We start from the raw sequence: 18529 nt of genomic DNA, 5'->3' as shown, positions 1-18529 counted from the left end.
TTTTTGAGAAAAGGGGGTTGATTTTCAAAAAATTCAAGTTTTGTTCACAAACAGCACTCCGGAGTGCTAACCCCAGGTGGCGCCGGCGGGATAAATAAAGTTCACCTTCTTCTCCGACAGGCGGGCTGTCAGCTGTGCGCCGTCCACCCGCTCGCCGTCCAGGTTGATCATACTCACCCGGTCGCAGGTCACTTTCATCTCCCTGCCCTGCCGGAGGAGCACGCCGGGGATCTCCCCCGCCTCCCCCCGGGCGAACTTCTGGATCAGGGCCAGCACGGTAAACCGGGAGACGGCGGGAATGATCAGGAAATTCAGCAGGCCGTCGTCCGGCATGGCGTCGGGGCTGGGGTTGAAGCCGCCGCCGTAGTACCGGCCATTGCAGACACAGATGAGGGTAAAGGCCTCCCCCGGCAGCGTCTCCCCATCCACCTCTACCCGGTAAGGCCGGTGGATACCCTGGACAATGGTGCGCAGGGCGGAGAGCTGGTAGGCCATGGTGCCGCTGACCAAAGGCAGCTTCTTGAAATCGGCGGCCCCCAGGCCGATGCGGGCATCAAACCCGATGGAGCAGACGTTCAGGGCCAGCCTGCCGTTACATTCGATCAGATCCATGGGGGTCTGGGGCCCGTCCAGCAGCTCCTTCAGATCATAAAACCGGCAGGCGTCCGGGCCGAACATCCGCAAAAAGTCGTTGCCTGAGCCCATGGGATAGTGGGTCACCGCCACATGCGCATACCCGGCGGCGCCGTTTACCGCCTCGTTGAGGGTACCGTCGCCGCCGCAGGCGTACACCCGCAGGAGCTCTCCCTGTTCCGCCGCCGAACGCACCAGCTCCACCCCGTGACCGGGATACTGGGTCACCGCCACCTCCCAGGGGTCCTCCCGTCCCGCCAGGACGGTACGCAGCTTCTCCCGCACCTCCTGGGTGCGGTCATATTTACCGGCATAGGGGTTAATGAGGAACAGATGCTTCACAGCCCCGCCTCCTTCTCTCTTTCTTACTTCACCAGCTGGGCGCTGTCGTAGCTTCCCCAGAGGGCAATGCGCTGCTCGGCCCGGGCGATCCGGGCGGCCAGGGCGGCGGCCTCCGCCCGGGTCATGGTTCCCGTGGGGTTGAAGGTCAGACTGCTGTCCACCCCGGACAGAATCCCCTTCTCATACAGGGCGTACACCGACTCCGCCCCGGTGCTGCCGCTCTTGACGTCTGGGATGGAGGAGCGCACCCGGCTGGCGGTGTTCAGGGTGGGCATATCCTTCACCGGGCTGGTGGCCGCGAAGATCTGAGCCATCTCCAGCCGGGTGATGGGGCGGGTATAGTCGCTCTGGGAGAACTGACCGCTGCGGATCACGCCGCTGGCAATGCAGTAGTTCACCGCCCCGGTGTACCAGTTGGGGCCGGTCTGGGTGCTGGTGTGGAAGCTGTCGTCCCGGTACCGGCTCTCAATGGTGGCGGCCAGCTGGATGGCCTCGGCCACGGTGATGGTGCCGTTGGGGTTAAAGCGATTGTTGCCTACACCGGACACCAGACCCACATTATAGGCCACGTCCACCCACAGGGCGTACCAGTCCTTCTGAGACACGTCGGAGAAGCTGGGCAACTTCCCCCGGGTCAGGGGGAACTGGGCGGAGGGCACGCCCTTCCGCACCAGCAGGGCAGGCAGATCAAAGACCGGTACCCGGGTCACAGCCCCCTCCCCGTCCTTGAGGGTGAGCACCCGGGTCCCCCCCTGCTCCTCCACCGTTACGCTGTCATATGTCAGGTCGTAAATCACGTTGGTGACATTCCCGCGCCCATCGGTATAGGGCAGGATACTCACCACGCCCCAGCCGCCCCCTTTTTGGGCGATGTACAAGCCGCAGTCGATGGGCATGAGGGTGTCATACTCCGGCTGGAGCAGATAGGCGCCGTCCTGCCGGATCACGCCCAGCTTGCCCCCCAGATTCACCGCCGCCACCCCCAGGGAGAAGGAGACGATGCTGTCGTACTGCAGGGGGATGACCACTTCTTTTTTCCCGTTGACATAGCCCCATTTGCCGTTCAGCTCACACTGGGCCAAGCCCTCGCTGTACCCCCAAATCGTGGCGCCCGCCGGGGCGGCCAGAGCCCCGCCGCCCAGGGTCAGGCACAGGACCAAAACCACGGCCAGCAGCCGATATCCTCCGCTTCGCTTCATTTCAACACCCTCATTTTTTGATTCCGTAGAGAAACAGGTCGCATTTCAACATGCCGTTGTACAGCTTCCGCTTCTTGTCCGCTGTTCTGCCAAAGGTCCGCTCAAATTCTGTGTGGGAGGAGAGCACCCCAATCTGCCAGCCCGGCGGCAGGCCCCGCGCCGCCTGGCCAAAGGCACGGTAGAGCTCCTCCGCCTCCTTCTTCTCCATCAGCCGCTCTCCGTAGGGCGGGTTGGTGACGATCCGGCCGGAAGGCTCCTCCCGATGAAACCTTGCCGCGTCGGCCACCTCAAAGCGGACACAGTCCTCCACATCCGCCTTTTCCGCGTTGCTTCTGGCAATGGCCACCGCTTTGGGGTCAATATCTCCGCCCCAGATCTCATACCGGCCGTGGTATTCCTTGTCCATGGCCTCATCTCCTGCCTGGAGCCACGCTCCGCCCCCCAGCCACTTCCACTTCTGGGCAGAAAAGCTCCGGTTCAGGCCGGGGGCCCGGTTCTTGGCGATAAGGGCGGCCTCAATGGCAATGGTACCCGAACCGCAGAAGGGGTCGCAGAAGGGGTCCTTCCCCCGGTAGCGGGACAGGAGCACCATGGCCGCCGCCAAGGTCTCTCGCAGGGGGGCGGCCACTCCCACCGCCCGGTAGCCCCGCTTGTGGAGCCCCGGACCGGTGGTGTCCAGCATCAGGGTCACCTGGTCGTGCATGATGGAGAACTGCACCTGATACAGCGCCCCGGTCTCCGGCAGGGTTGCCAGGCCGTATTTCTCCCCCAGCCGGGCGGCCAGCGCCTTTTTCAGGATGGACTGGCAGGCGGGCACCGCGTGGAGCTGGGAATTTAAGGAGTGCCCCTTCACCGGGAAGGCCCCGTCCCTGGGAATATAGTCCTCCCAGGGCAGGGCCCTGGCCCCTTCAAACAGGGCGTCAAAGTCCCTGGCGTCGTACCGGCCCACCACCAGCAGCACCCGCTCGCCAGTGCGCAGGTTCAGATTCACCCGGGGAATATCCGACAGCCGGGCGCCGCAGCGCACCCGGCCGTTCTCCGCCTCCACCCAGGGCAGCTCCAGCCGCCGCAGCTCGTTGGCGCACAGCCCCTCCAGGCCGAACAGGGTGGGGATCAGCAGTTCCAAATCTCTCATAGATGACTTCCTCGTCTCTCCAGTTGACAGTGGTTTCCTTCAGTATACCCTATTTCCCGCAGGATGGCAAATGCGGAAGTGAATTTTACTTTCCTTTTGGATAGAAATATGCTAGGATAACAGTATGAAAGGAGGCATGCCTATGCCCATTGACAGCATTCTCTGGCTGGCAGCCCTTATCATCCTGCTGGTGGTGGAGGCCCTCACCGTCACCCTGGTGTCCCTGTGGTTCGCCCTGGGGGCCCTGGCCGCCCTGCTCACCTCCCTGTTTGTGGACAACATCTGGGTGCAGTTCGGGGTATTTCTGGCGGTGTCTCTGGTGACGCTGCTGGCCATCCGGCCTCTGGCCCGCCGCTATGTCACCCCCAAACAGGTGGCCACCAACGCCGACCAGGCTGTGGGGGCGGAGGGACTGGTCACTCAGACCATCGACAATCTGAACGCCTCCGGGCAGGTCTCCGTTAAGGGGGCCGTCTGGACCGCCCGCACCGAGGATGAGTCCGTCATTCCCGCGGGAGCCACGGTAAAGGTGCTGCGCATCGAGGGGGTCAAGCTCATTGTGGCGCCCCTGTCCGCCGCCGCCCGTACCCTCTGAGGATTGCCTGAAAGCCGAGGAAATGGAGGAAGTATTATGCCTGATATTCCCTTTGTACCCATTATCATCATTGTTCTGATCGCCCTGATCATCCTGGTGCTGGCCACCAACCTGAAGATCGTCCAGCAGTCCAAGGCCTACGTCATCGAGCGGATGGGCGCCTTCCATGCCGTGTGGGGCGTGGGGGTCCACTTCAAGGTGCCCTTCATCGAGCGGGTGGCCAAGGCGGTCTCCCTGAAGGAGCAGGTGGTGGACTTTGCTCCCCAGCCCGTCATCACCAAGGACAACGTCACCATGCAGATCGACACGGTGCTCTACTTCCAGATCACCGACCCCAAGCTGTACACCTACGGGGTGGAGCACCCCATGAGCGCCATTGAAAACCTGACCGCCACCACCCTGCGCAACATCATCGGCGACCTGGAGCTGGACCAGTCCCTCACCAGCCGGGACATCATCAACTCCAAGATGCGCTCCATCCTGGACGAGGCCACCGACCCCTGGGGCATCAAGGTCAACCGGGTGGAGCTGAAGAACATCATCCCGCCCCGGGAGATCCAGGACGCCATGGAGAAGCAGATGAAGGCCGAGCGGGAGCGTCGGGAGGCCATCCTCCAGGCCGAGGGCCAGAAGCAGAGCCAGATTCTGGTGGCCGAGGGCGAGAAGCAGTCCGTGATCCTCCGGGCCGACGCCGCCAAGCAGGCCGCCATCATGAAGGCCGAGGGCGAGGCCGAGGCCATTCTGAAGGTGCAGCAGGCCACCGCCGAGGCCCTCAAGCTCCTCAACGAGGCCGACCCCACCGATGCGGTGCTGAAGATCAAGGCCCTGGAGGCCTTCCAGGCCGCCGCCAACGGCCAGGCCACCAAGCTGATCATCCCCTCGGAGATCCAGGGGCTGGCGGGGCTGTGCGCCTCCGCCAAGGCCGCCTTTGAGACAGGGAACGACGGCAAGAAAGCCTGAGGCAGACGCAGAACAGCGCCCGTACCAGATGGTACGGGCGCTGTTTTCATTTCTTGGATATGGGCGGCGGGATCACAGGAGCGTCGTGTTCAAAGGCGTCGAAGTAATCCTCGTTCTGCAGTTCCGGCTTGCGGTGCCGGATGGCCTCGGAAATAACGGGATAAATGACAATGGCCAGCAGACCGCCGGAGAAGCCGTTGTTGTAAAGGTTGAAGCCCTCCACCGGCGTCCCCGCCCGGAGGACCACCGAGGAGTGGAGGAACCCGGCCAGCACCCCAAAGGGCCAGCCGAAATACCCCGAAATGGGGGCCAGGGTGGTACCGAACAGCAGGGCCAGCTGCACCGCGCTGTCGTTGATGCTCCAGTGCATGAACACGCCCCCCAACACCACCCCCGCCATAATGGGGATAATATTGCGGGTGTGCTTGCCAAAGGCGGAAAAGCCCATGATGGTAAAGATACCCCCCAGGGTGGGCCCGTTCAGGTCGCCGCCGGTGGCCAGGATAAAGGCCATGCCGATGAGCCCGTTGACCCCGATATTGATGAGGGTGGGGGCAGCGCCGAACATACGCAGGTAGTCGCTGGGGGCCCGGCCGGTGGTGAGCAGAAGCCGCCGGTATCCCGCCCAGGCCGCCCAGACCGGCCGGCCGCTGAACAGAAATCCCGCTATGATCAGCCCTACGCACAGGATGCTCAGAAAGATCCCCAGCTGGACGTTATAGCCGGTGGCCCAGTGGTGGGCCACTGTGGGGTCTGCCCCCAGGGAAGTCATCACCGGCACCAGAATGGTGGCCAGCAGACCGCAGGCAAACCCCATATTGTACAGGTTCATACCGTTTTGGATCTTGTATGTATAGGCGCTGAGGGGGGGCAGCACGAAGCCGATCACCGCCCCGATGAGAATGGCCCACCAGATATTGCCCCAACCGTTGTCCAGGGCCACATAGCTGACCACCGGCGACAGGGCGGTGGCCAGCAGGGACACTGAGGCGTACTTGCCGAACTCCTCCCGCCGCAGCTTGGCGTACAGGAAGGTGCCCCCGATGATAGGCCAGATATTGGCGATGTTCTTGCCGAAGAGGGCAAAGCCCGCCATCAGCCCGATCTCCACCAGGGTGTAGCCGTTGAGCGGGTCCTTACTCAGCCGGAGAATGCCCAGGCTGATGAGGGTCACCAGGGCGGCGTTGACAAAGGCTGCGCCGATTCCGGCGATCTTCACATAGTCGGTGATCAGGGCGTCCTCTGTCATAATAATTATCCACAGCCCCGGCAGAATCTGTCGGGGCTCGCCCAGGATGATCCCAATGGCGACGAGGTAGGCGCAAAAGCAAATGGCCGCGGGATAGATCTTGTGATAGCGCATGTCATGTCCCCTTTCGTCCGGCTGCCCTTGTATTACCGGGCGTTGAAATAGGCTCTGGTCTGTTCCGCGTTGTGCATGACCTCTTCCTTCAGGGCCTCCAGGGAGTCAAACTTCCGCTCCCCCCGCAGCCGCCTGTAAAACTCCATCCGCACCGTCTGGCCGTACAGGTCCCCGCAGAAGTCCAGGATGAAGCCCTCCACCGTCACCTTGTCTCCGTCGTCCACCGTGGGGCGCACCCCGATGTTGGTCACCGCCGGACGGCTCTCCCCGTTTTCAAACCACACCTTTGTGGCGTATACCCCGTGGGCGGGCACCAGCACCCCCGGCTGGAACCGGAGATTCACAGTGGGAAAGCCCAGGGTGGAACCCAGCTTCTTCCCGTGGGCCACCGTGTCGGTGAGGGTATGGGGGTGGCCCAGAAACTCATTAGCCCGCTCCATCTCTCCCTGGGCCACCAGGGTGCGGATATAGGTGGAGGAAATGGTGATGTGATCCCGCTCCACCTTGGGGATGATGTCGCAGCCAATCCCCAGCTCTCCGCACAGCTCCCGCAGGCGCTCCGGGTTGCCCTCCCCCTTATAGCCGAAGTGGAAGTCGTGGCCCGCCACCAGGTAGACCGCCCCGTTCTCCCCCACCAGATAGTCGGTGACAAATTCCCGCCAGGGCATGTGCATCATCCGCTCGTCAAAGTGGGCCACGATCACGTCCCGGATGCCGTAGTACCGCCGCATCAGCTCCGCCCGGTCCAGGGGAGAGCTGAGCAGAGGCACCGTGGGCACCTTCAGGATCAGATTCTCCGGATGGGTGTCAAAGGTCACCGCCGCCGGCACCGCGCCCAGCCGGTCTGCCATCTCCCCCACCCGGCGGAGCAGGGCCCCGTGGCCCAGATGGACCCCGTCGAAAAATCCCAGGGCAATGACCCGTTTCTCTTGCTGCATCTTCCTACACCTCGAAAAAACTTTTGATGGTGGTCAGTCTGTTCCCCTCCACCCGGCTCAGAGCCAGAAAGGTTTTATCCGCCCCGTATACCCGGTATTCTCCGTCTCCCGGAGGGGCGGGCAGAGTGAGCGCCATACCGTTGCGCACCTTCCGCTCCGCCTGGGCACTTTTGAGGAGCAATACGGGCCGGCCAGCAAAGCAGCTGTCCACCGGCATCAGCAGCGCCGCCGGCTCGGGGGCCTCCTGGACTTCTTCCAGGGTTACCGCCCCCTCCAGGGTGTAGTCCCCCACCCGGGTGCGCCGCAGGGCGGACATACATCCGCCGCAGCCCAGGGTCTCTCCGATGTCGTGGCACAGGGTACGCACATAGGTACCCTTGGAGCACACCACCCGCAGATACCAGGTATGTTCCTCCTCCGGGAACCCTTCCGGGGGCTGGGTCAGCAGCTCCAGCCGGTGGATGGTCACCGCCCTGGGAGCCCGCTCCACCTCTTTGCCCGACCGGGCCAGCTCATAGAGCTTTTTCCCCTTCACCTTGATGGCGGAGTACATGGGCGGGATCTGCTGGATCTCCCCCCGGAACCGGTCCAGAACCCCCTCTAGGGCCGCCTGGTCCACGGCCACCGGCCACTCCTCCACCACCTGGCCGGTGGTATCCTGGGTATTTGTGATAACGCCTAGTTTTAAAGCGGCCAGATATTCCTTTTCGCCCTCCACGGCGAACTCCACCGCCCGGGTGGCCCGGCCCACGAACACCGGCAGCACCCCGGTGGCCATGGGGTCCAGAGTCCCGCCGTGGCCGATCCGCTTCTCCCGCAAAATCCCCCGGAGCTTGGCGCACACGTCCATACTGGTCCACTCCTGGGGCTTGTCGATGATGAGAACGCCGTTAGCCATCCCGTTCCACCTGCCGGATGGCGGCGAGGATCTGCTCCTCCGCCTCTTTCAGGCCCATATCCACGGTACACCCGGCGGCGGCGGCGTGACCGCCGCCCCCCAGAATGGCGCACACCTTGGTGGCATTCAGCCCGCCGCTGGTGCGAACAGACAGCTTGCAGCCCCCATCCGCCAGCTCCCGGATGGTGATGGAGGTCTCCACCCCTTCGATCTGGCCCAAAAAGGCGGCGATGTCCTCCATGTCCTCCTCGGTGGCGCCCGCCTCGTCCAGCAGGGACAGGGACACGGGGGCCACGGCAATCTTGCCCTCCTCATACCGGTGCATGCGCTCCACGATAAGCCGCTCCACCTGGAGCCGGGCCCAGGTCTTGGTGCGGAAGTGCCGCTTGTTCAGGGGGAACACGTCCAGCCCGGTATCCATCAGGGCGGCGGCTACCCGGTGGGTGTCGGCGGTGGTGTTGCCGTACTGGAAACAGCCGGTGTCGGTGGACACCGCCACATACAGGGGAAGAGCGGTCTCGGCGTTCACCTGGCCCAGCTCTTGCAGAATCTCGTAAATAATCTCCCCGCAGGCCGCCCGGGAGGCGTCCAGGCAGGTCTCTTTGGCAAAAAACTCCTGGGAGGGGTGGTGGTCGATGGCCAGGTCAATCCCCCGCTCCAGCCAGGGCTTGCCGGTGTCGGTGAACAGCCCCCGGGCGGCGATGTCCACGCTCACCACGGTCTCCGGCTGAAAGCCCTCGGGGGCCAGCAGCCCCTCCAGGTAAGGGGTGAACAGGTGGGTCTCCCCGGTGCCGGGGCAGATATGGGCGGTCTTGCCCAGACCCCGCAGGCCCCGGCACAGGGCGGCGGCACAGCCGATGGTGTCCCCGTCGGGGCGTTTGTGGGTCAGGATCAGATAGCGGTCGTGGCTGCCCAGCCAGGCCGCGGCTTCCTTTATCGTCATGCCCTCACTCCTCCTCGTCCAGGTCGATGTGGGCGTTGGCGGGGTTGGCGGGCTTCACCACCTCCGGGTCCCGCAGCATGCTGAGGATGTGGGCCCCCTGGCCGATGGAGTCGTCCTCCACAAACTGCAGCTCGGGGGTATAGCGCAGCTTCAGCGCCGCCCCCAGCTCCCGCCGCAGGTAGCCCCCGGCGGACTTCAGGCCCTTGACCACCTCGCTCACGTCGCTCTTGTCCAGCACGCTGACATAGATCTTGCTGTAGCGCAGGTCAGAGGTGGTGTCCACCGCCGTGATGGACACCAGGCCGTGGACCCGGGGGTCCTTCACCGTGCGGATCAGGGCGGACAGCTCCCGCTGGATCTCCTCGTTGATGCGTCCAATTCGATTACTTGCCATGGTTTTCTCCTATCATGCAATACAGACCCGTCCCCTCCTCAAATGACTTGGGGACGGAACGGGTCTGATTTTATTTTTTATGATTATACCTCGATCTGCTCCATCAGGTAGGCTTCGATCACGTCGCCTTCCTTGATGTCCTGGAACTTCTCAAAGGTAATGCCGCACTCGTAGCCCTGGGCGACCTCCTTCACGCTGTCCTTGAAGCGCTGGAGGGAGGCGATGGAGCCGTCGTAGATGACGATGTTGTCCCGCAGCAGCCGCATCTGGGCGCCCCGCTGCATCTTGCCCTCGGTGACGTAGCAGCCGGCCACCATGCCCACGCCGGTGATGCGGAACACGTTGCGCACCTCGGCCTGGCCCAGATCCACTTCCTTGAATTTGGGGGCCAGCATGCCCTTCATGGCGGTCTCGATCTCGTTGATGCAGTCGTAGATCACCCGGTACATCCGCATATCCACCTTGTTGCGGGTGGCGGTCTCCTTGGCGTTGTTGTCCGGGCGGACGTTGAAGCCCACGATGATGGCGTTGGAGGTGGTGGCCAGCATGACGTCGGACTCGTTGATGGCGCCCACGGCGCAGTGGATCACCCGCACCCGCACCTCGTCGTTGGAGATCTTCTCCAGAGAGGCCTTGACCGCCTCGGCGGAGCCCTGGACGTCGGCCTTGACGATGATGTTCAGGTCCTTCATCTCGCCCTGCTTGATCTGGCTGAACAGATCCTCCAGGCTCACCTTGCCCACCGGGCTGGAGGAGGCCATCTTCTGCTCGTGCTTGCGCTGCTCCACCAGCTCACGGGCCATGCGCTCGTCGGCCACGGCGTGGAAGTCGTCTCCGGCGCCGGGCACCTCGCCCATACCGATGATCTCCACGGGGACGGAGGGACCGGCCTCGGTGACCTTCTCGCCCTTGGCGTTGGTCATGGCCCGGACACGGCCCACGGCGGTGCCGGCAATGATCACGTCGCCCTGGTGGAGGGTACCGTTCTGCACCAGCAGGGTGGCCACGGGGCCCCGGCCCTTATCCAGCCGGGCCTCAATGACGGCGCCGTGGGCGGAGCGGTTGGGGTTGGCCTTCAGCTCCTGCATCTCGGCGGTCAGGTTGACCATCTCCAGCAGGTTGTCGATACCCTCGCCGGTCTTGGCGGAAATGGGGCAGATAATGGTGTCGCCGCCCCACTCCTCGGGCACCAGCTCGTACTTGGTGAGCTGCTCCTTGATGCGCTCGGGGTTGGCCTCCGGCTTATCCATCTTGTTGATGGCCACAATAATGGGAATCTTGGCGGCCTTGGCGTGGTTGATGGACTCCACGGTCTGGGGCATGATGCCGTCGTCGGCGGCCACCACCAGGATGGCCACGTCGGTGATCATGGCGCCGCGGGCCCGCATGGCGGTAAAGGCCTCATGGCCGGGGGTGTCCAGGAAGGTAATGAGCTTGCCGCCCACCTCCACCTGATAGGCACCGATATGCTGGGTAATGCCGCCGGCCTCGCCGGCCGCCACGTGGGAGTCCCGGATATAGTCCAGCAGAGAGGTCTTGCCGTGGTCCACGTGACCCATGACCACCACCACGGGAGCCCGGGGGAGCAGATCCTCCTCCTTGTCCTCGGCGGTGTCGATGAGCTTCTCCTCAATGGTGACGATGATCTCCTTCTCCACCTTGCAGCCCAGCTCCTCGGCAATGATGGCGGCGGTGTCGAAGTCGATGACGTCGGACAGGGAGGCCATAACCCCGTTCTTCATCAGGGTCTTGACCACCTCGGCGCCGGTCTTTTTCATCCGGCTGGCCAGCTCGCCCACGCCGATCTCGTCGGGGATCTTCACGGTGAGGGGGGTCTTTTTGGCGATCTCCAGCTGGAGCCGGCGCATCTTCTCCTGCTCCTCCTGGCGGCGCTTGTTGCCGCCCTGGAAATTGCCCTTGCGCTGGTTGCGGCCCTGGAACTTCTGCTTGCCGCCCTGCATCTGCTTGGTCTTGCCGGCAGCCAGGTTCTCCAGCCGCTCGTCGTACTTCTCCAGGTTGACGTTGCCGCCCTTGCGGGTATCCACCACCTTTTTCTCGGGGATACGGGCGCCGGGACGGTTGGGCTGCTGGGTCTGAGCCTGGGCCTGCTGCTTGGGGGCCTCCGCCGGAGCGGCGCCCTTGGCGGCGCCGCCGCCGTTCTGGGCGGGCTTGGCGCTCTGCTGCTGGGGCTGCTGCTTGGGCTTCTCCTCCTTGGCCTCCGCCTTGGGGGCGGGGGCGGGCTTGGGCTCCCGGTACACGTCGGCGTAGATGCTCTCGATGCTCTCCACCTGGTTGTGCTGGGTGAGATACTCAAAGATCAGGGACAGCTCCCGGTCGCTCAGGGGCTGCATGTGATTCTTCGGGGTCGTCGCGTATTGGGTCAGGATATCGGTGATCTCCTTGGAGTTCCGATTGAGATCCTTGGCCACCTCATGAACTCGATACTTGTTGTTCAGCAATATAAGCCACCTCCAACTGGGCCGGCTTGCGCCAATAGGAAAACGCGGCGGAGCCGCTGCGCTTTCTTATTGGAACAAGCGGGCATGTTCCAATGCGTGCGCGCCATGTCTGTTCATGGCTTCTTCTTGATGGTCAGCTTGCCCCTTGGGGCAAAGGGTTTCTTCTCTACAGGAGCCTTGGGCGCCGGCTTCTCCTCCTTGGGGGGAGGCGCCCAGGGCTTGCGCTGCTTGCGCTGCAGGTTCTTCTCGTGGGCCCGGCGCTCCTTCTGACGCTGGAGGGCCTTGCCCGCCTGGAGCTTCAGCTCCTCCGCCGGGCCGCCGCAGCGCTCCGGGTCGGCCTGGGCCAGCTTTTCCGCGATGGCGGCGGCCAGACCGATGTCGGTGAGGGCCAGCATGGTGCAGGCGCTCCGCCCCACCGCGCCCCCCAGCTCCCCCTTGGTGTAGGGGGTGGGCAGAGCCTGGACCTTCCCCGCCTCGGCAAAGTGGGCCGCGCGGCGGATGCTGTTGTCCGCCCCATCGGCGGCGGTGAGGATCACCTTGGCCTGATGGGCCCGGGCGGCGGCTCCCACCGGCTCCTCCCCCACCTCCACGCGGCCCGCCTTCCGGGCTACGCCCAGCAGGCGCAGGACGCTATCCATCCCCGTCACCCGCCTTCATCTGCTCCTCCAGAGCCTCATACACCTCGTCGGGCAGAGGGGCGGAAAAGGCCCGCTCCAGCGCCCGGGACTTCCGGGCCTTTTTCAGGCACTCCGCCTGGGGACACACGTAGGCCCCCCGGCCGGGCTTCTTCCCCCGGAAATCCAGGGAGACCTCCCCCTCCGGGCTCTTCACCACCCGAATGAGCTCCGGCTTGGGCTTCATCTCCCGGCAGCCCACACACTGGCGCAGGGGTATCTTCTTGGGCATCTCCTCTGCCCCCTTTCCCTTGTGATCTTCCGGCCGCCGGGCTTACGCCTCGAAATCGGCCTCGTCCTCGATCACCACGTCCTCCTCGTCCTCCACCTCGTCCTCAGCGGGGGCGGACTCGGGCTTGATGTCGATTTTCCAGCCGGTGAGCTTGGCGGCCAGACGGGCGTTCTGGCCCTCCTTGCCGATGGCCAGAGAGAGCTGGTCGTCGGGCACCACCACACGGCAGCTCTTGCCCTCCTCATGGACGTCCACGCTCACCACATCGGCGGGAGACAGGGCGGCGGCAATGTAGGCGGCCGGGTCCTCCGACCACTTGACGATGTCCACCTTCTCCCCCTTCAGCTCCTCCACGATGTTGTTCACCCGCTGGCCCCGGGGACCCACGCAGGCGCCGATGGGGTCCACGTTGGGGTCGGCGGACCAGACGGCCAGCTTGGTGCGGGAGCCTGCCTCCCGGGCAATGGACTTGACCTCCACGGTGCCGTCGTAGATCTCGGGCACCTCCAGCTCGAACAGGCGCTTCACCAGGCCGGGGTGGGTGCGGGAAATGAGCACCTGGGGGCCCTTGGTGGACCGGCGGACCTCCACCACATACACCCGCAGGCGCATACCCTCGGTATAGGTCTCCCCCTTCACCTGCTCGCCGGGGGCCAGGAAGGCCTCGGTGGCCTCGTTGCCCGAGCCGATGCGCAGGCTGGCCGCGCCGGAGCGGGGGTCGATGCGGGTGACCACGCCGGTGAGGATCTCGTGCTCCTTGGAGGAGAACTCATCATAAATCATGCCCCGCTCGGCCTCCCGCATACCTTGAATAATCACCTGGCGGGCGGTCTGGGCGGCAATGCGGCCGAAATCCCGGGTCTTGATCTCGATGCGGATCACGTCCCCCAGCTGGGCCTGGGGCAGCTTGCTGCGGGCCATCTCCAGACTCATCTCGGTGCAGGGGTTGTCAACCTCCTCCACCACGTCCTTCTTGACGAACATGCGCACGGTGCCAGCCTCCTCGTCGGCCTCCACGCTCACGTTGTCCCCGGCTCCCTCGTGGTCCCGCTTGTAGGCGGACACCAGGGCCTGGGTGATCTTATCCAGCATATAGGCCTTGGGGATGCCCTTCTCCTTCTCGATGAGGTCGATGGCGGCGAAAAACTCTCTCCCGTCCAGCTCGTTGGTCTTCTGCACTTTGGCATTTTTCTTCGGCATAATCGTTCTCCTTATTCTCCACACGGGCGGACCCGCCGCCCCCACATCTTAAAACCGCACGTACAGCCGCACCTGGGCCACGTCTTTCTTCAAAAAGGTCTGGGGCCCGGCGGCGGTCTCGATGGTCACGTCGCCGTTGTCATAGCCCTTCAGCACGCCCACGTGGTCCTTCCGGCCCTCCATGGCCCGGTAGAGGCGCACCTCCACCTCGGCGCCCAGGAACTTCTCAAAGTGCTCCGGCTTCTTCAGGGGCCGGTCCGCCCCGGCGGAGGACACCTCCAGCACGTAGCTGCCCTCGATGGGGTCGGCCTGATCCAGGGCGTCGGACAGGGGGCGGCTTACCGCCTCGCAGTCGTCGATGGACACCCCGCCCTCCTTATCAATATACACCCGCAGGAACCACTCGCCCGCCTCACGGACATACTCCACGTCCCACAGAGAGCAGCCCGCTGCCTCCACAAAGGGAGCCGCCAGGTCGCTGACCAAATCGGTGATCTTCGCCATTGGGGACCTCCTCGCCGGGGCATTTCCAGAAATTTGCTGCCCCCGTTTTTTCAATAAGAAAGAGCGGAGCCGCAACCCCACTCTCACCATACACCTTCTACTATCGTATGTACTATATCACAAAACGCCCCCCAATGCAAGGGTTTGCCGGGATTTTTTGTTGACAGGGCGGGATGCTTTGGTACAATAGTGTCATAGCGCAAAGGAGGACGGACCATGAGCGGAAACAGCGTGATTCAGGATATTTTGACCGAAGTGAAAAAAGCGGTGGTGGGCAAGGACCAGGTGCTGGCCAAGGTACTGCTGGCCATTCTGGCCCGGGGCCACATCCTGCTGGAGGATATTCCCGGCGTAGGCAAGACCACCATGGCGCTGGCCTTTTCCAGGGCCCTGAGCCTGCAATACAACCGGGTACAGTTCACCCCAGACGTGATGCCCTCGGACATCACGGGCTTTTCCATGCTGAACAAGGAGACCGGCAAGATGGAGTACCAGCCCGGCGCGGTGCTGTGCAACCTGTTTTTGGCGGACGAGCTCAACCGGGCCACCAGCCGCACCCAGTCCGCCCTACTGGAGGCCATGGAGGAGGGCCAGGTGACGGTGGACGGGGTGAGCCATCCGGTGCCCCAGCCCTTCCTGGTCATCGCCACCCAGAACCCGGCGGGGGCCTCGGGTACCCAGCTGCTCCCCGATTCCCAGATGGACCGGTTCATGGTGCGGCTGTCCATCGGCTACCCCGCCCCGGCGGACGAGGTTGCCATGGTGCGCCGCCGGCAGGGGGCCAACCCCCTGAACCAGGTGGGGCAGGTGCTGGACCTGGAGGGCCTGCGGGAGCTGCGGGACCGGGCCGACCGAGTGTACGTGTCCGACGAGGTGCTGGACTACGTGATCCGGCTGGTGAACGCCACCCGCACCCACCCCATGATCGTCCAGGGAGCCAGCCCCCGGGCCTCCCTGGCCCTGACCGCCATGAGCAAGGCCACCGCCCTGGCGGTGGGCCGGGACTACGTCAATCCCGAGGATGTGGCGGCGGTGTTTGCCGACGTCATCACCCACCGGCTCATTCTCTCCCCCCGGGCCCAGGCCGAGGGAGGCTTCCACCCGGCGGCGGAGATCCTGCGGCAGGTCCCCGCCCCCACCGTCCGGTAAGGCCATGCTGCACCGGCGCATCTCTTACGCCGCCCTGCTGTTGGCGGCGGTGGCCTTTCAGATCTTCTTCCGGTACTACCTGTCCACCTTCACCCTGGTGCTGGTGGTCCTGCTGCCGGTCCTGGCGGTGCTGCTCAGCCTACCGGGTACTTTGGGCACCGCCCTGACCCTCTTCCCCGGACCGGCGGTACCCCGGGGAGAGCAGGCCCGCTTTACCCTGCGGCTCACCCAGCGGGCCGGGTTCCCCCTGCCGCCGGTGAAGGTGACCCTGCACTGGACCAACCAGCTCACCGGGGAGAGCGGCCGTACCCTGTGTACCCTCCGGCCCCAGGGCGGGGAAACCGACTTCACCCTCCAGCTCCCCACCCCCCACTGCGGGCGGCTGGTCTGCCGGGTGGAGGGGGCCCGCTGCTGCGACCTGCTGGGGCTGTTCCCCCTGCCCCTGCCAGGGAAACCCCAGGCCGCCCTGCTCTCCCTCCCCCTGCCCACGGAGGCGCTGCTGCCGGAGGAGCTGGACTCCCCCCGTACCGGCGGGGTGGTCTTGAAACCCCGGCCCGGCGGCGGTCCCGGCGAGGATTACGACCTGCGGGACTACCGCCCCGGCGACCCGCTGCGGTCGGTCCACTGGAAGCTGTCCTCCAAAAAGGACGAGCTGGTGGTGCGTGAGACCCTGGAGCCCCGGCAGGCGGAGGTGGTCCTCACCTACGACCACTTCGGGCCGCCGGAGGCGCTGGATCAGGTCTTTGACCGGCTGTGCGCCCTGTCCCGGCTGCTGTTGGAGAAGGGCCGGGCCCACCATATCCAGTGGGCCGCTCCCGCCAGCGGCGCGGTGGAGGACCGGGCGGTGGACTCGGAGCGGGCTCTGCTGGCCTGCCTGGAGATGGCCTTCTCCCTGCCCGCCCCGGAGACCGGCCATTCCATTCTGGATGGGGCCCTCCAGGTCCCCGGCGGCGTGGGCCAGCCCCTCCACTTCCACATTACCCCGGCGGACGGGAAAGGAGGCCGGACATGAAAAAGCGGAAAGACCGGCCCAGGCGTCCCCCCTTCCGGCCCACCCCCGTTTCCCTGCTGGGGGACGGGATGCTGCTGTTTCTCGCCGTATCAGGAGCCCTGTTCTCCTTCTGCACCGCCTTTTCCGTGGAACTCCGGGCCGACCTGCTGCTGGCGGGCTGCGGAGCCTTCACCCTGGTGGGGCTGCTGATCTGGTCCCTGCCCAGGCTGTGGTGGACCCTTCCCCTGGCGGGGGCGGCGGGTCTGTGGGGCTGGGGGCTGTGGCGGCTGTGGGACTACCTGGTGCTGGGGGAGATCACCCTGCGCTGCTCAGTGGTCAACACCTTCTGCACCAGCCTGCAGCTGGACGGCTTCATCCAGCCCATCGCTGAGCTGCCCGATGAGGTGTGGGCCCTGTCGGCCACCCTGCTGGTGCTGGCCGCCGCCCTTCCCCTCAGCCTGCTGCTGGGCCTGGCCATTCTCCGGGCCCGCTCCTTCTGGTTCACCTTCTGGGTCACCTTTCCCTTTCCCCTGGCCCCGATCTGCATCTCAGTGACCCCCGCCTGGCTGCCCCTGATGGCCCTGGTGCTGGCCTGGAGCGTGCTGGGCCTCACCTCCCTGGTGGGGCGGCGGGACCGGAACGGGAGCGCCCGGCTCACCCTGCTGGCCCTCCCCGCCGCCGCCCTGCTGCTGGCCCTGCTCACCGCTGCCATGCCCCAGGACAGCTACCAGCGGCCGGTCTGGGCGGACGATGCCCTGGACAGCTTCACCAACTGGGCCGCCCGGCAGAATTTCGCCCTCTTTGAGGGGAACGGCCCCTTCGGCCTGTTCGGCGGGGGCGGCGGGCTGGCCAACGCCGACGGCGAGGTGGACCTGTCCAAGGCCGGGCCCCTGCGGTTCTCCGGCCGGACGGTACTGAAGGTAGAGACCGACCTGCGGGGGCGCATCTACCTGCGTGGCTTCTCCGGCGCGGTGTACGACGGGGGCAGCTGGGCCCCGCTGGAACAGGAGGTCTACGACCAGGAGCTCCGATGGGAGTCCGACCTGTCCTCCAGCCGCTACCTCCCTTCCCTGAGCGGTTATCAGCCCATGAACTTCCCCGCCCTGGCGGACCGGGAGACCTTCCCCGCCAAGGACTACGCCAAGATCATCGTCCGCAACGTGGGGGCGGATCCGGGCTATGTGTACACCCCCTACCACATTCTCTCCCAGCCCAAGGAGCTGGCGGGCGCCTCCTTTGTCAACGACTCCTACATCGCCCGGATGGAGGACGTGTGGACCCACACCCTGTATATCCAGCCCGGCTGTGATCCCCTTTCGGGGGCCAGGCTGCCGGAGGAGGCGGAGGGCGCGGAGCGCAACTACAGCTACTTTGTGTATACGAATTACATGGATGTACCGGAGGAGAGCTGGGCGGCTCTGGACAGGGCAGTGCAGGAAATCTCCGCCGAGATGATGTCCGGCGACACGGAGGTTCCCGCCTATCAGCGGTATATGCAAATGATGAACAGCACCTCCGTGTCCAATTGGGGGCAGGTACACCTCCTCATGGCCGACGTGGTGGCCGCCTACCTGAACGAGACGGCGGAGTACAACCCGGACACCCCCGTCACCCCGGAGGGGGAGGATTTTGTGTCCTACTTCCTCACCGAGAGCCATGAGGGCTACTGTATGCACTTCGCCTCCGCCGCCACCCTGATGCTGCGCTACCTGGGCGTGCCCGCCCGGTATGTGGCGGGCTATGTGGCCAACGTGCCCTCCTCCGGCAAGGTGGACGTGCCCGACTCCGCCGCCCACGCCTGGGTGGAAATCTACCTGGATGGCTACGGCTGGGAACCCATCGAGGTCACCCCCGCCTACGAGGGGGGCCGTCCGGGCTACACCGCCACAGCGGAGGTCACCCCCACCCCCACGGCCACCC

18 protein-coding genes are annotated in these 18529 nt (G+C 64.9%); 5 read left to right on the top strand and 13 right to left on the bottom strand.

Annotated features, from left to right (window positions below):
- Positions 1–66 precede the first annotated feature (66 nt).
- The 3 genes from B5F88_RS07370 to B5F88_RS07360 are packed head-to-tail and all read right to left on the bottom strand — an operon-like array spanning position 67 to position 3309.
- On the bottom strand, positions 67–975 hold the full coding sequence (locus B5F88_RS07370) for a diacylglycerol kinase family protein (protein WP_087343685.1): 909 nt from the start codon (positions 973–975) through the stop codon (positions 67–69).
- Between the two features lie 23 nt (positions 976–998).
- Complete coding sequence (locus tag B5F88_RS07365; protein ID WP_087343681.1) at positions 999–2174, bottom strand: S-layer homology domain-containing protein; 1176 nt, start codon at positions 2172–2174, stop codon at positions 999–1001.
- 10 nt (positions 2175–2184) lie between these two features.
- Positions 2185–3309: a class I SAM-dependent RNA methyltransferase gene (locus tag B5F88_RS07360; protein WP_087343678.1), complete on the bottom strand. Its 1125-nt coding sequence runs from the start codon at positions 3307–3309 to the stop codon at positions 2185–2187.
- A gap of 142 nt (positions 3310–3451) precedes the next feature.
- On the opposite strand from B5F88_RS07360, the gene B5F88_RS07355 reads away from it, so the two are divergent.
- Positions 3452–3904, top strand: coding sequence for an NfeD family protein (locus tag B5F88_RS07355; protein WP_087343675.1), 453 nt, complete (start codon positions 3452–3454; stop codon positions 3902–3904).
- 36 nt (positions 3905–3940) lie between these two features.
- The gene (locus B5F88_RS07350; RefSeq protein ID WP_191396523.1) at positions 3941–4864 is read left to right on the top strand and encodes an SPFH domain-containing protein; all 924 of its coding nucleotides are present in this window, start codon (positions 3941–3943) and stop codon (positions 4862–4864) included.
- A gap of 46 nt (positions 4865–4910) precedes the next feature.
- Here the strand turns inward: B5F88_RS07350 and B5F88_RS07345 are convergent, their stop codons facing one another.
- The 10 genes from B5F88_RS07345 to rimP all read right to left on the bottom strand — a co-directional run bounded on the left by B5F88_RS07345 (position 4911) and on the right by rimP (position 14469).
- Positions 4911–6227 (bottom strand): DUF1576 domain-containing protein, encoded by a 1317-nt coding sequence (locus tag B5F88_RS07345; RefSeq protein WP_087343672.1) that lies wholly within the window; start codon positions 6225–6227, stop codon positions 4911–4913.
- Between the two features lie 32 nt (positions 6228–6259).
- The gene (gene ribF / locus B5F88_RS07340) at positions 6260–7165 is read right to left on the bottom strand and encodes a riboflavin biosynthesis protein RibF (RefSeq protein ID WP_087343669.1); all 906 of its coding nucleotides are present in this window, start codon (positions 7163–7165) and stop codon (positions 6260–6262) included.
- A gap of 4 nt (positions 7166–7169) precedes the next feature.
- Positions 7170–8063: a tRNA pseudouridine(55) synthase TruB gene (gene truB / locus B5F88_RS07335; RefSeq protein WP_087343666.1), complete on the bottom strand. Its 894-nt coding sequence runs from the start codon at positions 8061–8063 to the stop codon at positions 7170–7172.
- Entirely contained in the window at positions 8056–9006 is a 951-nt protein-coding gene (locus tag B5F88_RS07330; protein WP_087343664.1) for a DHH family phosphoesterase, read from the bottom strand. The genes truB and B5F88_RS07330 overlap by 8 nt, the downstream gene beginning before the upstream one ends.
- A 4-nt stretch (positions 9007–9010) precedes the next feature.
- Positions 9011–9400: a 30S ribosome-binding factor RbfA gene (gene rbfA, locus B5F88_RS07325; protein WP_087343660.1), complete on the bottom strand. Its 390-nt coding sequence runs from the start codon at positions 9398–9400 to the stop codon at positions 9011–9013.
- An 83-nt stretch (positions 9401–9483) separates the two neighbouring features.
- Complete coding sequence (gene infB / locus B5F88_RS07320) at positions 9484–11856, bottom strand: translation initiation factor IF-2 (RefSeq protein WP_343286458.1); 2373 nt, start codon at positions 11854–11856, stop codon at positions 9484–9486.
- Positions 11857–11972: 116 nt separating this feature from the next.
- Positions 11973–12497 carry a 50S ribosomal protein L7 gene (locus B5F88_RS07315; protein ID WP_087343655.1) on the bottom strand — a complete coding sequence of 175 codons (525 nt, stop codon included), beginning with the start codon at positions 12495–12497 and terminating at the stop codon, positions 11973–11975.
- Positions 12490–12765 (bottom strand): YlxR family protein, encoded by a 276-nt coding sequence (locus B5F88_RS07310; protein WP_087343652.1) that lies wholly within the window; start codon positions 12763–12765, stop codon positions 12490–12492. Before B5F88_RS07310 ends, B5F88_RS07315 begins: the two co-directional genes overlap by 8 nt.
- A 42-nt stretch (positions 12766–12807) precedes the next feature.
- Positions 12808–13965, bottom strand: coding sequence for a transcription termination factor NusA (nusA, locus tag B5F88_RS07305; RefSeq protein ID WP_087343649.1), 1158 nt, complete (start codon positions 13963–13965; stop codon positions 12808–12810).
- A gap of 48 nt (positions 13966–14013) precedes the next feature.
- On the bottom strand, positions 14014–14469 hold the full coding sequence (rimP, locus tag B5F88_RS07300; RefSeq protein WP_087343646.1) for a ribosome maturation factor RimP: 456 nt from the start codon (positions 14467–14469) through the stop codon (positions 14014–14016).
- 216 nt (positions 14470–14685) lie between these two features.
- Here rimP and B5F88_RS07295 point away from each other — a divergent pair, with 216 nt between their 5' ends.
- The 3 genes from B5F88_RS07295 to B5F88_RS07285 form a co-directional block, all read left to right on the top strand.
- Positions 14686–15618, top strand: coding sequence for a MoxR family ATPase (locus B5F88_RS07295; protein WP_087343643.1), 933 nt, complete (start codon positions 14686–14688; stop codon positions 15616–15618).
- Positions 15619–15622: 4 nt separating this feature from the next.
- Positions 15623–16630, top strand: coding sequence for a DUF58 domain-containing protein (locus B5F88_RS07290; protein ID WP_087343641.1), 1008 nt, complete (start codon positions 15623–15625; stop codon positions 16628–16630).
- A partial coding sequence (locus tag B5F88_RS07285) for a transglutaminase-like domain-containing protein (protein WP_140402072.1) occupies positions 16627–18529 on the top strand: 1903 nt, incomplete at its 3' end. The genes B5F88_RS07290 and B5F88_RS07285, both read left to right, overlap by 4 nt.

The sequence above is a fragment of the Flavonifractor sp. An306 genome (genome assembly GCF_002159455.1).
In the GTDB taxonomy this organism is placed as follows: Bacteria; Bacillota; Clostridia; order Oscillospirales; family Oscillospiraceae; genus Flavonifractor.
The sequence above is the reverse complement of the archived record's forward strand: the minus strand, read 5'-3'. Positions and strand labels throughout refer to the sequence as shown.

Bases quoted from the DNA above. Each gene is read 5' to 3' on its own strand.
- truB (WP_087343666.1), bottom strand. From the start codon at position 8,063: ATGGCTAACGGCGTTCTCATCATCGACAAGCCCCAGGAGTGGACCAGT.
- nusA (WP_087343649.1), bottom strand. From the start codon at position 13,965: ATGCCGAAGAAAAATGCCAAAGTGCAGAAGACCAACGAGCTGGACGGG.
- ribF (WP_087343669.1), bottom strand. From the start codon at position 7,165: ATGCAGCAAGAGAAACGGGTCATTGCCCTGGGATTTTTCGACGGGGTC.
- rimP (WP_087343646.1), bottom strand. From the start codon at position 14,469: ATGGCGAAGATCACCGATTTGGTCAGCGACCTGGCGGCTCCCTTTGTG.
- B5F88_RS07350 (WP_191396523.1), top strand. From the start codon at position 3,941: ATGCCTGATATTCCCTTTGTACCCATTATCATCATTGTTCTGATCGCC.
- B5F88_RS07310 (WP_087343652.1), bottom strand. From the start codon at position 12,765: ATGCCCAAGAAGATACCCCTGCGCCAGTGTGTGGGCTGCCGGGAGATG.
- B5F88_RS07290 (WP_087343641.1), top strand. From the start codon at position 15,623: ATGCTGCACCGGCGCATCTCTTACGCCGCCCTGCTGTTGGCGGCGGTG.
- B5F88_RS07330 (WP_087343664.1), bottom strand. From the start codon at position 9,006: ATGACGATAAAGGAAGCCGCGGCCTGGCTGGGCAGCCACGACCGCTAT.
- B5F88_RS07360 (WP_087343678.1), bottom strand. From the start codon at position 3,309: ATGAGAGATTTGGAACTGCTGATCCCCACCCTGTTCGGCCTGGAGGGG.
- rbfA (WP_087343660.1), bottom strand. From the start codon at position 9,400: ATGGCAAGTAATCGAATTGGACGCATCAACGAGGAGATCCAGCGGGAG.
- B5F88_RS07345 (WP_087343672.1), bottom strand. From the start codon at position 6,227: ATGCGCTATCACAAGATCTATCCCGCGGCCATTTGCTTTTGCGCCTAC.
- B5F88_RS07355 (WP_087343675.1), top strand. From the start codon at position 3,452: ATGCCCATTGACAGCATTCTCTGGCTGGCAGCCCTTATCATCCTGCTG.
- B5F88_RS07315 (WP_087343655.1), bottom strand. From the start codon at position 12,497: ATGGATAGCGTCCTGCGCCTGCTGGGCGTAGCCCGGAAGGCGGGCCGC.
- B5F88_RS07365 (WP_087343681.1), bottom strand. From the start codon at position 2,174: ATGAAGCGAAGCGGAGGATATCGGCTGCTGGCCGTGGTTTTGGTCCTG.
- B5F88_RS07295 (WP_087343643.1), top strand. From the start codon at position 14,686: ATGAGCGGAAACAGCGTGATTCAGGATATTTTGACCGAAGTGAAAAAA.